Here is a 13,267-nt window from a genome sequence, read left to right as displayed (position 1 = left end):
TTATGCTCAAAAAAATACCCAAGCTGCTCTCCCCCAAGCTCGTCCGCACCCTGATGGAGATGGGCCACGGGGATGAGCTGGTCCTGGCCGATGCCAATTATCCGGGACATGCGCTGCATTCCCGGGTGCTGCGGGCTGACGGGATCGGTATCCCCCGGCTGCTCGACGCCATCCTGGAGCTGCTTCCGCTGGATCATTATGCTCCGGCACAGGCGGCCTTCATGGCCGTTGTGGAAGGGGACCCTACGGTTCCTGTGATATGGGACACGTACAAGGAGCTTCTTACCCGTCATGATCCTGCAGTGCAGGTGGAATATGAAGAGCGTTTTGACTTCTATGAGCGCTCCAAGCACAGCTACGCTATTCTGATCACAGGAGAAGAGGCGCTCTACGGGAATATTATTCTCAAAAAAGGTGTGATTCCCCCGGAAGAAGCCGGGGAATAACGCCTCCAAGCATTAGACCGCCCGGTTAACAAGGGGCGGTCTTATTTGTTGTACCTATGTAGCACCGCTCCATCAGAGCAACGCCCCCTCCAATGTTGCAAGTTATGCAACTTGGCTCCCCCGAAATCAGTAGCTGAGGGAGGATTGTTGCAGGAAATGCAGGAATTTGTTCGATGTGCCGCACAACTGGAGGAGAATACTGCCTTTTGTGCAACACTTTTAGCCAAGGGCGATATCGGTAGGGGAAATGCTGCAATTTGTGCAGGATTATGCGCATAAAGTTTTTCTTCTCCTCCAAAGGTGTGTGAAAAACAATTGGCGGCTGCGGGGGCAGTGGACCAAATGTAGGCGAGAAACCGAATATGGGATACCCTACAAAGCGGGCGGATGGGTAAGAGGGAGGCGGCCATACAAGCTGCGTGAACCTCGTAAGTTCTTACCTCATCCATCCGCATAGCACTTTGGTTAAACCTCGTTATACATACTCCGAAGGAATTGCGCACTGGCGTGCAGATCATCCTCAGGCGTACTCTCCAGCAGCCCCTGAATATGCGGACGCTTATATTTCATGTAGCGGAGCAGGGGGGCGAAGTTCAGCATGCCTTGTCCGGCAGGAACGATGTGGATGGCGCCGCCCTTCACCGTGAAATCCTTCAGGTGCAGGACAGCAATCCGGTCACCCAGCAGGTCTAGCGCGTCTGCCACAATCTGCTCCTGCGCCAGGTAATTCTCCGGTGTCATCAGATTCGCGGCATCCAGAATAATTTGCAGGTTATTGGACGGCACCGCCTCAAGCAGCCGCCGGGCAAGCTGCGCTGTGTGGAGCGGATGGTTGACGCCTGGCTCGATGCCTACCGTCACTCCGAACCTTTCGGCTTCAGCAACCATGATACTAACAGAGTTAACCACTTGTTCAAAAGCTTCCTCCGTAAAATTATCCGCCGTATACCACTGGCCCACACTGCCGGTCTCCGTCCCTACCAGACTTGCACCGAAGTCACGGGCCAGCCGCAGATGGGTGTTGAAGTCGTTCAGCGCTTGTGCACGCTTGGCAGGGTCGGCATCGATAATATTCACATAACAGCCGAGGACAGCAATCCGGATACCGGCTTGTCTGAAGGCGTCGCCATAATAGGCGGCAGTCCCCGGACTCAGTGCGCCAATTCCAGCGACACTCTCCGGAAAAGACTTATGCAGCGCCAGCTGAATCGCCGGGAAGCCATGCGCCTTCAGCTTATCTATCAACTGCGGCAGCGGACACCGCTTGAAGTCATGGGCACGGACGCCCAGGTGAAACGGAACAGTCATCAGGGAAGTCTCCTTTGTGTACACAGATAAATGCAGCGATTTCCCGCAAAAAAAGCCGCCCGTAACCACAAGGGATCACAAGCGGCCAATCCAGTTCTACCTTACAGGCTAAGGTGGGCTAGGGTTTGCAACCCCAGCCGCCCGCACCTCCCCCTACACCCGCAGATACGGGTGCAGCAGCTTCAGCTCCGCAGACTGTGCCAGCGCTTCGGCTACCAGTGACGCGATTTTTTGCGCCCCGGCTTGGGAGAAATGCGTGTCATCGGTAATGCCGTCCGGGTAGTTGGGGCGGGCACCCGGCGGCAAGTGCATGAACAGCTCTGCTGATGCCTCGGCTCCCAGTCTGCGGTAGAGCTGCTGGGAGGAGGCAAAGAGATCAAGCAGCGCCGTTCCGGTCTCCCCGGCAACCTCACGCATGACCTGCGGATAGAGTCCGACAGCCTCCGGGTCAGGTTCACCGTCCGCCGTGAAGCGCCGGCGGCTGACGGAGGTCAGCAGCACAGGGGTGCAGTCCCGGCTGCGGGCGGAATCGATGAATACCTGCAGATTCCGGCGGTAATCGGTATGCGGCTCCGTGTAACGGAGAGGGTCCTCCAGCTTCTGGTCATTATGGCCGAACTGGATCAGCAGGAAGTCTCCGGGGAGGAAGTCCCGCTCCATGTCTGTTAGTCTGCCTTCAGCCAGGAAGGAGCGCGTGCTCCGCCCGTTGATGGCCCGGTTCTCAATCCGCACCTTCCGGCTGGCGTACTGCTGCAAATATTCGCCCCATCCGGCCATCGGCCATTCCCCGCCGCCCTTCTGGGCGGCGGTGGAGTCTCCGGCGATATAGATTGTCGGCATGTTCAGCATCCTTCCATCTAGACGGGAAGCCCGGCTTCGCTGCCGGCAGTCTGGAATCCGAAATACCCGGCTGCGTTATTATAGGAGATATCCTCGACCATTGTACCCAAGAGTCCAAGATCGTCTGGCGCTTCCCCGCGTTCGGCGAGTTCACCGAGCAGCCCGCACAGTACGCGTCGGAAATATTCATGCCGGGTATAGGACAGGAAGCTGCGCGAATCGGTCAGCATGCCGACGAAATTGCCGAGCAGGCTGCCTTCAGCCAGTAAGGTCAGCTGCTGGCGCATGCCGCTGCGCGTATCGTTGTACCACCAGCCGGAGCCAAGCTGGAGCTTGCCGGGAGTGTCCTTCTGATAACAGCCCAGCAGAGCCAGCAGGGCAGGGTAATCGCCGGGATTCAGTGAGTAGAGGATCGTCTTCGGCAAGCCGCTGCCGCTCTCGGCCCGGTCCAGCAGCTGCGACAGCGCTGTGGTCAGCGGCAGATCGTTGATGCCGTCATAGCCGGTATCCGGTCCAAGCCGCTGGAACATCGGCGTGTTGTTGTTGCGGTAAGCATGCAGATGAAGCTGCATGGTCCAGCCCTTGTCATGATAGAAGCCGATCAGCGCGGTCAGCAGCTCTGTGCGGTAGCGGGTAATTTCCTCCGGTGACAGAGTATCACCCTGCATTCTTTTGGCAAAAATAGCTTCCACCGCCTCAGGTGTACCCGCTTCATAACGCAGGACATCCAGCGCATGGTCCGACAGGCGGCAGCCCTGCTCGTGGAAGAAGGCGACCCGGTTACGCAGGGCCTCCAGCAGCCCGGCATAGCTCTTGACCGGCAGGCCGGAGGCTGACTCCAGCTTCCCGATCCAGGCGCCGAAGCCTTCGGCATCGATGTTCAGTGCCTTATCGGGGCGGAAGGTCGGGAACACCTGGAAGTCGGTTTCACTCCCGCTCAGCAGCTTGTGGTACTCCAGGGAATCTGCCGGATCATCGGTGGTGCAGATCACTTTGACACCGCTGCTGCGGATCAGGCCGCGCCGGGTGAAGCCCGGTTCAGCCAGCTTGCGGTTGACCTTCTCCCAGATGGCCGGCGCCGTGGCTTCACTCAGCAGCTCCTCTACACCGAAGAAACGGCGGAGCTCCAGATGTGTCCAGCTATACAGCGGGTTGCCCACTGCTTTGGGCAGTGTACGGGCCCAGGCCAGAAATTTATCATAATCAGAGGCGTCACCGGTAATATGCGATTCAGGCACGCCGTTTGCACGCATCAGCCGCCACTTGTAATGATCGCCGTACAGCCACGCTGCGGTCAGGTTCTCGAAGGGCTGGTCCTCATAGATTTCGCGCGGGTCCAGATGGCAGTGGTAATCGATAATGGGCATGGTTTTGGCGTGATTATGATAGAGCAGCCGTGCGGTTTCGCCGGACAACATGAAGTCCTCGTTTAGGAACATGAATAGGATCTCCCTTTGAATGGATTAGGATGAATAGAATAAGTTCTACAAGGTAACGCCTGTTTTGAAAATAGCCAGCTCACGCACTTCATTCTGCTCATTCCGTGTTTTTTGGCCGCTGGCGACATCAATGATATACGTGATGAATTCCTCCAGCACATCGGCCATCGGCGTTTCCAGCAGGGGACCTGCGTTGAAGTCCATCCAGTGGCCTTTTTTGGCAAAGAGGTCGTTGTTGGTCGCGATCTTGACCGTAGGCACGAAGCTGCCGAACGGCGTTCCGCGGCCGGTAGTGAACAGCACAAGCTGGCAATCCGAAGCAGCAAGCGCAGAGGCGGCGACCAGATCGTTGCCGGGAGCCTGCAAGAGGCTCAGCCCTTTTTTGCGCAGCTTCACGCCATACTGCAATACATCCACCACTGGCGACGATCCAGCCTTCTGTGTGCAGCCGAGCGATTTGTCCTCCAGCGTGCTGATGCCGCCAGCCTTGTTGCCGGGAGACGGATTCTCATAGACGGGCTCGCCGTAGGAGAGGAAGTACTGCTTGAAGTTATTGATCAGCGAGACGATATCATCATAGACCTCTTTACTCTCCGCGCGGGCCATCAGCACCTTCTCCGCACCGAACATTTCCGGCACCTCCGTCAGCACCGAGGTTCCGCCCTGGGAGATAATGAAGTCGGAGAACGCACCCAGCAGCGGGTTGGCTGTAATTCCGGAGAATCCGTCAGAGCCGCCGCATTTCAGCCCGATGTTCAGCTCGCTGAGCGGAACCGGCTCACGAACATCGTTCGCAGCAGCTTCATATAGCTCCTCCAGCAGCACAAGTCCGGCTTCCAGCTCATTGCCGACCTCCTGGGCCACCAGGAATTTGACCCGGGATTCGTCATAATCGCCCAGCATGCTGCGGAACTCGGAGACGATATTGTTCTCGCAGCCCAGGCCGAAGACGAGTACACCGCCCGCATTGGGATGATTGACGGCATCGAGCAGAATGCTGCGGGTCATGCGGTGGTCATCGCCCAGCTGTGAACAGCCGTAAGGATGCTTCAGCACGGTCAGGTTGTCGAACCCGCCGAGATCGGGATGCTCGGCCTTGAACTCCTGCAGCATCTGCTCGGCAATGCCGTTCACACAGCCCACGGTCGGAATAATGAACAGATCATTACGGATGCCGACCTTGCCGTTACTCCGCTTGTATCCCTGGAAGGTCAGATCACGGCGCGGATAGATCACCGGATGAACATCGGGCACATACTCGTATTCTTCCTCGCCGGACAGATTGGTTTTGATATTATGCGTGTGAATCCAGTCGCCTGCGGCAATCGGGGCCGTAGCATGGCCGATCGGGGACCCGTATTTGGTAATGATGTCTCCGCTGCTGAATCCGGTGAGGGCAATCTTATGACCCTGCGGAATCTCCTGGGCGGCCTGCAGCGTCAGTCCGTCTATCGCCAGTTCTTCTCCGGCAGCAATCGGCCGCAAGGCTACAGCTACCGTATCTCTCGGATTCATCTTCATTAAGTTCTTCATGTTGGCCCTCCTAATAAAATTATTAAGCGTCCGCTTCCCTGAGCACCTTCGTACAAACTCGCATGGGAAGCATTGGCAAAAATCGGGTAAGCCGCCGCAGTCCCCGGAGCAGGGAGGCTGCGGCAGGCTGGATCACCCTACGAGCTGCTGTAATGCCGCGCGGGAACCTTCGCGCTCCAGCTGCTGCAAGTGAGCGGCAATCGTCTCAGCCAGTCCCGGAAGCAGGGTCAGATCCTGTCCCCAGAGGCTGGCGTCGCCAAGAATGGTATTCACGAAGCGGGACGGCTCACTCCATGCCTGATCGAATACGGCCAGCACCTCAGCACTGTCCTGCCGGGCAATTCGGTCTCCCCGGTAGCTGAGCAGCAGGGCAGCGAAGGCAAGCGTCATCCGCTCTGGAAGCTTGCCGCGTTCCTGCTGGTACCGCAGCATGACCGGAAGCAGGCGTGTTTTGAATTTGGAGATGCTGTTGAGCGAGATCGAGGTCAGCTCATGGCGGATGAACGGATTGCGGAACCGCTCCTGCACGGCATCGGCGTAGGATAATAGCTGCGCGGCAGGCAGATCCAGCATAGGGATCAGCTCCTCCTCAATCAATTCCTTCACGAAGCGGGAGAAGGTACCGTCATTCATGACGTCTTCAACCGTCTCCAGCCCGGCGAGCAGACCAAGCGGGACCATAGCGGTATGCGGCCCGTTCAGGAGATGAACCTTGCGTTCGCGGTAAGGCGTCATATCAGGAGTCACCACGACATTCAGTCCTGCCTTGGCTAGCGGCAGACGCTCCGCCAGGGATTCAGGGCCCTCAATAACCCAGAAGAGGAAAGGCTCGGCAGTCACCATAACGTGATCGGTATAACCCAATTCGGCTTCCAGTGCAGCGGCCTGTTCACGCGGATAACCGGGAACAATGCGGTCTACCAGACTGCAGCAGAAGGTATTCTCGGACTTCAGCCATTGCAGGAATTCTGCGCCAAGGTTCCAGTCAGCCGCGTAACGTTCTACGATCTCCTGCAACTTCTCGCCGTTGCGGTCAATCAGCTCGCAGGGAATAATCACGAAGCCTTTCTTGCCAAGCTCGAAGCGGCGGTAGAGCAGTGCGGTAAGCTTGCCCGGGAAGCTCACCGGAGAAGAGTTATCCGCACGGTCACCGGGAAGATAAACAATGCCGGCTTCGGTAGTATTGGAAGTAATGAACTCCAGATTATCGTTCTCAGCGAGTGCCAGGTAGGCTTCATAATCCATATACGGGTTGATCCCCCGGCTGACCGAGCTGATAATCTCGCGGGAATTGACGGTCTCGTTGTCCATGATGCCGTTAAGCAGCACCGTATAGAGATTGTCTTGTTCAGTCATATGCTCGGCTACTCCGCTGGTGGTATTCGCAATGGGCTGGATGATTACAGCGCTCCCGTTGAACAAGCCCTGATTATTCATTTGCTGCAGCTGCCAGTCAACGAAACCACGCATGAAGTTGCCTCCGCCGAATTGGATCATCCGTTCCGGATGCAGGGGGAACCCCGGATGAGTGCTTCTGGATAAACGGTTTGTCATAATGATCATGATCTCCTTTTACATACAATGATTAATTGCACACGTTAACATTTTATTTTGGGCAAAATACGGATCGCCTTCTCTTTGTCCCGGAAGGCTCCGTATCTGCAGAAAATAGCGGTGGGTCATCCGGCCGGTTTATTCTCCGGCAACCGTATCCCGTACAACCAGCGAAGTCTTAACGAACAGCTGCTGCGGCGGGGTCTCGGGCTGCTGAAGCAGCTGGATCAGCATGGTGATGCCAAGCTCACTGATCTCGGCAATCGGCTTGCGGACGGTAGTCAGGGCAGGATTCGTATAGCGGGCGAACATCATATCATCGAAGCCGATCAGCGAGATCTGCTCCGGCACTTGGACCTTGTGGGCATAGCAGGCGTTCATGGCGCCAATTGCCATATCGTCATTGGAGCAGAACACCGCCGTAGGACGGTCGTCCAGGCTAAGCAGCTTGTTCATCGCCGAATATCCGCTCTCGATGCTGTAATCGCCGGAGGCGAAATAATCGGGATTCAAGGGAAGGCGGCCAGCAATCAGGCTGTCCAGAAAGCCCTGCTTGCGTTCGCTGGAGGACTTGAAGCCCGGCTTGCCTTCAATAATAGCCAGCTTGCGGTGACCCTGCTGCAGCGCATAATCAATCGCTTCCTTCACGCCTTCGCGGTCATTGGCTACCACATTCATAATGCCCGGGTCCTCCAGCTGACGGTTCAGCACCACCAGCGGAATGCCCATCTTCTTCACATGATAGATGAAGGCATTGTCTTCATCGCTCTGGCTCATGACCAGAATGCCGTCGAAGCGCTGAGGCTGAATATTGCTGAAGTGCTGCACACCGTCTATCCCGTTCACCGTCAGATTATAGTTCTCATCGAGACTGTGCGTGATGCCTTTGATGGCATCCACCAGGAAGCTGGATGAAGTTCCCTGCTCAATACTGGAGAAGAACAGGCCGATGATGAACGATCTCTTGGTGACCAGGCTCTTGGCGCTGTAATTCGGCACATAATTCATTTCGGCGGCGATCCGTTCAATCTTATCCCGGGTGGCCTTCTTGATCAGCGGGTTGCCGTTCAGCGCCCTCGATACGGTAGTATGGGACACACCGGCAACGCGGGCAATATCTTTGATGGTAATCATAGGATCTCCCCGGGTTCATGGAATTGTTAACGATTTCAGTTTAGTTCTCCAGCAGCGTCAAGTCAATAGTTTATTGGAATGCACACGTTAATATTTCGTGAAAAATAAATGCAAAAACAGACCCGGATCAGGGTCCAGGGCCTGCGTTTGAAGGGGGATAACAGGCAAGCGCTGCTTCTCCTCTGATGAAGAGACCCCCGGAGCACTGTTAGACATGGTTATGCTCGAATTTCGTAATGTCACGGGCATAATGTGAGGTGGTGCCGTCAACTCTTTTCAGCCGGACATACTCTTCAGAGAATTTCTCCACGACTCCGCTGCCTACCTGGGAGTACATCCCGTCAGGGTCAAGCTGGAGGGCCGATACGAAGGTCTGTGACAGTGCGGCTACGAAAAAATCAATATTTTTGACAAGTGTCTGTGGCAAAAGTTCCAGTCCTTTCATCGGAATATAAGAATTTATATGTTGCACACGATAACTTATCCTTCTATTTCTCGCTAAAACGGTACCGTCCTTTAAAAAGGACGGCCAAGCCGTTTCCACTTGGGCAGTTCATCGTCAGCGGATAAAAACTTAAATCTTATTGTACGACAGGCTGCCGGTTTTGAACATAGGCTATGCCCGGTGAATATATATCCAGCTGAAAGTTGACACAGGGCTGTCCGGTTCATTATGGTATGCTCTCGTTATTAAGAGGAACCCATCATAATCAAGCAGGAGGAATTCAAGAATGGCCGAACCCCTGAAAGCAATGTACAACCAGGAATTCCTGCGCAGTCTGGGAATGAAGATTCAATCCGTCTACGGTTCGTTCGAGCCGGACCGCTTCGTCCTTGCGGCCATGAAGGAGCCGTGGGAGGAGCTGGAGCTGAAGGCACGGATGCGGCGGATTACAGAGACGCTGGGCAGCTTCCTGCCCCCGGCCTATGAGGATGCGCTGAAGATATTGTATGCGATAGATCAAGAATGTGTCGGCTTCCCGTATCTGTTTTTCCCGGATTTCGTTGAGGTGTATGGCGGGAGTGGGGAGCACTGGGAGCTGTCGATGGAGGCGCTGGAGCGGTTCACCCCGAAGTCCTCGGCGGAATTCGCCGTCAGGCCGTTCATGCTGCGTGATCCGCAAGCGATGATGGCCCAGATGCTGGTCTGGGCGGATCATCCGGATGAGCATGTGCGGCGGCTCGCCAGCGAGGGCAGCCGTCCCCGGCTGCCCTGGGGCCAGGCACTGCCGGTGTTCAAGCGCGATCCGTCTCCGCTATTGCCGCTGCTGGAGAAGCTGAAGGCAGACCCGTCACTCTATGTGCGCAAAAGTGTAGCCAACAACCTGAACGACATCGCGAAGGATCACCCTGATATCGTGATAGCCACCGCCCGCCGCTGGCTGGGCAATAACGTGAACACGGACTGGATTGTGCGGCATGGCTGCCGCTCACTGATCCGTAAGGCCGACCCTGAGATTATGGAGCTGTTCGGGTACGCCCCGGAGGAGAGCGGGGCCCCGCTGGTCAGCACAGCTGTCCTCGCGGCTACCCCGGCCGTGCTGCGGATCGGGGAGCAAGGCGAGCTGCAATACGCCCTTACCATCCGGGAGGGCGGTCCGGTGCGCATCCGTATCGAATACGGGATCAACTTCGTCAAGGCAGGTGGCAAGACCTCGCGCAAGCTGTTTCTGTTATCCGACAAAACCGTGCCCGGCGGTACCAGACTGTCCGGTACACGGACCCACCGCTGGGCTAACCTGACCACACGCAGGCACTATCCCGGAGAGCATACCCTTATGCTGCTTGTGAACGGCCGGGCTGTTGCTGGCACCTCACTGCTGCTTGAGGCGGAGCAGTAAGGCGGAGATCTTAGATAGCTTCCATACCCAAACAAAGCGGATGTTCCGGCAGCCAGTTCATGGCATCCGGGACATCCGCTTCTCTATGGGTACAAGATTCTTATTCTTATTCGCTAGGCTTGGCGCCGGCTGCTAGTCATGAATATTTCCGGCCATTTTAAGCCGTTTGGCAATCTCCTTGAATTCCTCGGCAGAGATGCCCGGTGCGAATTCTTCCTTCAATTCCGGGGCTTCGGGGATAGGGAAGCCTTCCGGTACGCCCTGGATGACCTCAAGCGGAAGACCGTCCTCGGGGTGGGTCCCCTTCCAGATCTGGTCAATCGAGCTGAAGTCCTTATCGCTCCAGGTGTACAGCTTCGTGTGGACGCCTTTTTCCTCGTACTTTCTGGCTTCATTGAACGCCTTGTTGTCGAGGGAAGGAATCGGGACCAGCTTGGTGACATTGACGCCGGTGGCAATCTCCAGTGCCTTCGCGTAAGCGACCACGTGAACGCCTCCACGGACAAGCAGGAAGCCGACAACCGCCCGGGCAGCGGGATGGTCGGTCATTTCATAGACCTTCATTTTATGTGTTCTGGCCCCGCACTCCAGGAAGAAGTTATGCAGCAGATCTTCGACGAGGTTGCCGCTGTTGAACACATTGGCTCCGGTCCACGGATTGCCCATGGAATCGAACGGCATGGCTCCTTGAGCGCCCGCCAGGAAGTGATAAGACAGCCGTGCGTCCTTGACATCGCCAAGCGGCGTGGAATCCGGCTTCTTATAAGCCGTGGAACCTCTAAGACATTTATTCACGGCGTGGGAGACCAGCTCGACATGGCCCAGCTCCTCGGCGGTGATGCTCATGACCAGGTCATAGAAGGGCTTCAGCTTGTCCTTGGAACGGAAGTTGAAGGACTGGTACAAGTAGTTATTGAGTGTTGACATTTCACCGAACTTGCCTCCGAGCAGCTCTTGAACGGCTGCTGCGGCATTAGGATCCGGCTTCTCGACATCCGGGATTTCTATCATAATCTCATCCATACGTGTGAACATGGTGATTATCATCTCCTCAGCAATAGGTGTAAGTATACTTGTCTATTTTACACCTGTTTCCAGTTATTCAAACATCACCGCTCAGGAAGCTGGACATGCAGATCATGATTGTTCTTCGGCTGCTGCGAGGCCATCTTCAGCACATAGCTTCTTGTTGCGCTTGCGGGAGCGCTCTGCCAGAGCCGGTAGCCCTCTGTGGCGGTCACGGCAGCAAGACCCGTGCTGGCATTGCCGACGAAGTAATACTCGTTCAGCCTGCCCACAACATCAGCCATCTCCTGCAGCTCAGACTCCGGATAGCGGGCGTAAGCAGGATCTTCGGCCAGCCGGGAATAACTCCGGGATGCTGAGCGTTTGCGGAAATTCGCCTCACTGTAAGCCTTGAATCCAAGCAGATTCGGATCGGTATTGCCGGTGGCTGCCGCCCATGGCTCCATGCCTAGTCTTGCAGTGCTGTAATCCAGCGTCTGACGGGCGGAGGAGTAGGTTAAGAGTCCGTATTGATGGGGATAAACGGATAAAGCACTGCTGGCAATGTCATAGATGCGATCCCCGTCATGACGATATTCGCTGATATCCTGAATGTGTATATGCCCGCTGAGAACGGTCCGCACACCGCTCTTCATCAAGGCATCTGTAACCTTGGCATGATCCTCCACGGTGAAGCCTTCCTGAATGAATTCACTGTGATTCAGCAGGCTGTGATGCATGACTGCAACGAGCTGTGCGCCTGCGGCAGCGGCCTTCGCGCCACAGTCGGCGATCCATTCCAGGGTCCGGCCGCTGATCCGGCCCTCCAGCTGGGGATGGCCCAGCGCTTTATTGTCCCCGTACTGTGCGGTATCCAGCATGAGCAGCCATAGCTCTTCCGATGGAGCAGCCAGATAACTGAGCGAATCCTCATCTCTCAGCAGGGCTTCATCATAACCGAAGCTGCCATAGATATTGCGGAAGGCTGTGGCGGTAACGGAATCTGCGGAGTACTGGCGCTTGCCGCGGAAGCTCCGGGCCCAGGGGTTGCGGATATCATGATTGCCGGGGATCACATAGATCCGGGTTCCGGTCTCTTGCTCGATGCGCTTCAGCTGTCCGGCCAGCTCCTTGTGGCTTGCTGCTTCCCCGTTGTTGCTGAGGTCCCCGCTGATGATGACCACATCCGGCTTGCGGATTCCGATATCATAGCCCAGCGCTTCCATCATCTCCTTGCTGTAGCCGAGCTGCTTGCCGTCACCGGCAGCCAGGAACTGCTGGAAGGCGGGCCCGAGATCGCGCAGCTTCTGCGCTAAATAGTGAGTATCGCTCGTTGTAAGCATCCTCAGATCATGGCCGGACTGAATCCGGTATTGCGGGTTCTGCTGCACTTCATCCTGTCCGCCGCAGGAGGAGAGCATCAGGAGCAGAAGAGGAAGAATAGCGTACTTACGGATGAATATCATTAGTCCAGCACCTCTTTTCACAGATCACACACTAAAAGAGGGTGCTCTCCCCGGCCCGTTTGCCCGAAGAGGAACACCCCGTACCTTGCCGCATTATTTTTTCACTTCAGTGACGCCGGTTACCTTGCCCTGGTCTGCTGCCGTATAGGTAGCCTGGTATTTGGCATCGGAGAAATACACATTGCCTTCAATGGTGGCATTCACTACGGCGAAGCCGTCAGCTTCCACATAGACATCACCCACAAAGGTCCCTCCCTGAATCCGGGCATTCTCGCTGCGTATCGTTAATTTGGGTGCGGTGAGCTTGAAGGAATTCGTAATGTTGTGATCGGCATCCTGGGTATAGAGCGCGATTTTGCGGGCAGGCTCTTCCTTATGGATGAATTGCCCGTCCATCACAAGCTCCTCGGAGAAGCTCAGATCCTTCAGAGTCGCTGCAATCCATGTGCCGTCCTTGCTGATCGCTTTCTTGAAGGCTTCCCCGTTATCGACGACCGAAGCTGAAGTGACCGCATCCGGGGCAGCGGTAGCAGCAGTATTGCCTGTGTTTGCTGATGTGCCAGTGTTGCCTGCATCTTTGTTTGCGTTGCCGCATCCGATGAGCAAGGTCAAGGTGAATGCCGCAAGCAGTACTGCTAGCTTTCTCATGTGAATAACCTCCTTGGGTGTGTAATGCTGAAGTGAACTTTTCTTTAAATTTA

12 protein-coding genes are annotated in these 13,267 nt (G+C 55.9%); 2 read left to right on the top strand and 10 right to left on the bottom strand.

Annotation, left to right across the window (positions count from 1 at the left end):
• Positions 1-2: 2 nt before the first annotated feature.
• Entirely contained in the window at positions 3-446 is a 444-nt protein-coding gene (gene fucU, locus MHH28_RS12140) for an L-fucose mutarotase (RefSeq protein WP_405115179.1), read from the top strand.
• A 465-nt stretch (positions 447-911) separates the two neighbouring features.
• Here the strand turns inward: fucU and MHH28_RS12135 are convergent, their stop codons facing one another.
• The 7 genes from MHH28_RS12135 to MHH28_RS12105 all read right to left on the bottom strand — a co-directional run bounded on the left by MHH28_RS12135 (position 912) and on the right by MHH28_RS12105 (position 8,681).
• A complete protein-coding gene (locus tag MHH28_RS12135; protein ID WP_405115177.1) occupies positions 912-1,754 on the bottom strand; it encodes a sugar phosphate isomerase/epimerase family protein in 843 nt (280 codons plus the stop codon).
• A 153-nt stretch (positions 1,755-1,907) separates the two neighbouring features.
• A complete protein-coding gene (locus MHH28_RS12130) occupies positions 1,908-2,594 on the bottom strand; it encodes a rhamnogalacturonan acetylesterase (protein ID WP_405115175.1) in 687 nt (228 codons plus the stop codon).
• Positions 2,595-2,611: 17 nt separating this feature from the next.
• Positions 2,612-4,033: a glucuronate isomerase gene (uxaC, locus tag MHH28_RS12125; RefSeq protein WP_405115173.1), complete on the bottom strand. Its 1,422-nt coding sequence runs from the start codon at positions 4,031-4,033 to the stop codon at positions 2,612-2,614.
• Between the two features lie 45 nt (positions 4,034-4,078).
• Entirely contained in the window at positions 4,079-5,566 is a 1,488-nt protein-coding gene (locus tag MHH28_RS12120; protein ID WP_405115171.1) for a UxaA family hydrolase, read from the bottom strand.
• A gap of 132 nt (positions 5,567-5,698) precedes the next feature.
• Positions 5,699-7,120 carry a tagaturonate reductase gene (locus tag MHH28_RS12115; RefSeq protein WP_405115169.1) on the bottom strand — a complete coding sequence of 474 codons (1,422 nt, stop codon included), beginning with the start codon at positions 7,118-7,120 and terminating at the stop codon, positions 5,699-5,701.
• A 138-nt stretch (positions 7,121-7,258) separates the two neighbouring features.
• The gene (locus tag MHH28_RS12110) at positions 7,259-8,254 is read right to left on the bottom strand and encodes a LacI family DNA-binding transcriptional regulator (RefSeq protein WP_405115167.1); all 996 of its coding nucleotides are present in this window, start codon (positions 8,252-8,254) and stop codon (positions 7,259-7,261) included.
• Positions 8,255-8,462: 208 nt separating this feature from the next.
• Entirely contained in the window at positions 8,463-8,681 is a 219-nt protein-coding gene (locus tag MHH28_RS12105; protein ID WP_405115165.1) for a hypothetical protein, read from the bottom strand.
• A gap of 304 nt (positions 8,682-8,985) precedes the next feature.
• On the opposite strand from MHH28_RS12105, the gene MHH28_RS12100 reads away from it, so the two are divergent.
• A complete protein-coding gene (locus MHH28_RS12100; protein ID WP_405115163.1) occupies positions 8,986-10,095 on the top strand; it encodes a hypothetical protein in 1,110 nt (369 codons plus the stop codon).
• A gap of 132 nt (positions 10,096-10,227) precedes the next feature.
• Here MHH28_RS12100 and MHH28_RS12095 read toward each other — a convergent pair whose 3' ends face one another.
• The 3 genes from MHH28_RS12095 to MHH28_RS12085 form a co-directional block, all read right to left on the bottom strand.
• Entirely contained in the window at positions 10,228-11,130 is a 903-nt protein-coding gene (locus tag MHH28_RS12095; protein WP_405115161.1) for a manganese catalase family protein, read from the bottom strand.
• Between the two features lie 74 nt (positions 11,131-11,204).
• Positions 11,205-12,566 carry a metallophosphoesterase gene (locus MHH28_RS12090; protein WP_405115159.1) on the bottom strand — a complete coding sequence of 454 codons (1,362 nt, stop codon included), beginning with the start codon at positions 12,564-12,566 and terminating at the stop codon, positions 11,205-11,207.
• A gap of 93 nt (positions 12,567-12,659) precedes the next feature.
• Positions 12,660-13,214 carry a hypothetical protein gene (locus MHH28_RS12085; RefSeq protein ID WP_405115157.1) on the bottom strand — a complete coding sequence of 185 codons (555 nt, stop codon included), beginning with the start codon at positions 13,212-13,214 and terminating at the stop codon, positions 12,660-12,662.
• Positions 13,215-13,267 lie beyond the last annotated feature (53 nt).

It is taken from the genome of Paenibacillus sp. FSL K6-1217 (assembly GCF_045040735.1).
In the GTDB taxonomy this organism is placed as follows: domain Bacteria; phylum Bacillota; class Bacilli; order Paenibacillales; family Paenibacillaceae; genus Paenibacillus_AQ.
The sequence above is the reverse complement of the archived record's forward strand: the minus strand, read 5'-3'. Positions and strand labels throughout refer to the sequence as shown.

Coding starts and splice junctions, on each gene's coding strand:
- MHH28_RS12130 (WP_405115175.1), bottom strand. CDS start 2,594: ATGCCGACAATCTATATCGCCGGAGACTCCACCGCCGCCCAGAAGGGC.
- MHH28_RS12085 (WP_405115157.1), bottom strand. CDS start 13,214: ATGAGAAAGCTAGCAGTACTGCTTGCGGCATTCACCTTGACCTTGCTC.
- fucU (WP_405115179.1), top strand. CDS start 3: ATGCTCAAAAAAATACCCAAGCTGCTCTCCCCCAAGCTCGTCCGCACC.
- MHH28_RS12090 (WP_405115159.1), bottom strand. CDS start 12,566: ATGATATTCATCCGTAAGTACGCTATTCTTCCTCTTCTGCTCCTGATG.
- uxaC (WP_405115173.1), bottom strand. CDS start 4,033: ATGTTCCTAAACGAGGACTTCATGTTGTCCGGCGAAACCGCACGGCTG.
- MHH28_RS12100 (WP_405115163.1), top strand. CDS start 8,986: ATGGCCGAACCCCTGAAAGCAATGTACAACCAGGAATTCCTGCGCAGT.
- MHH28_RS12095 (WP_405115161.1), bottom strand. CDS start 11,130: ATGTTCACACGTATGGATGAGATTATGATAGAAATCCCGGATGTCGAG.
- MHH28_RS12135 (WP_405115177.1), bottom strand. CDS start 1,754: ATGACTGTTCCGTTTCACCTGGGCGTCCGTGCCCATGACTTCAAGCGG.
- MHH28_RS12115 (WP_405115169.1), bottom strand. CDS start 7,120: ATGACAAACCGTTTATCCAGAAGCACTCATCCGGGGTTCCCCCTGCAT.
- MHH28_RS12110 (WP_405115167.1), bottom strand. CDS start 8,254: ATGATTACCATCAAAGATATTGCCCGCGTTGCCGGTGTGTCCCATACT.
- MHH28_RS12120 (WP_405115171.1), bottom strand. CDS start 5,566: ATGAAGAACTTAATGAAGATGAATCCGAGAGATACGGTAGCTGTAGCC.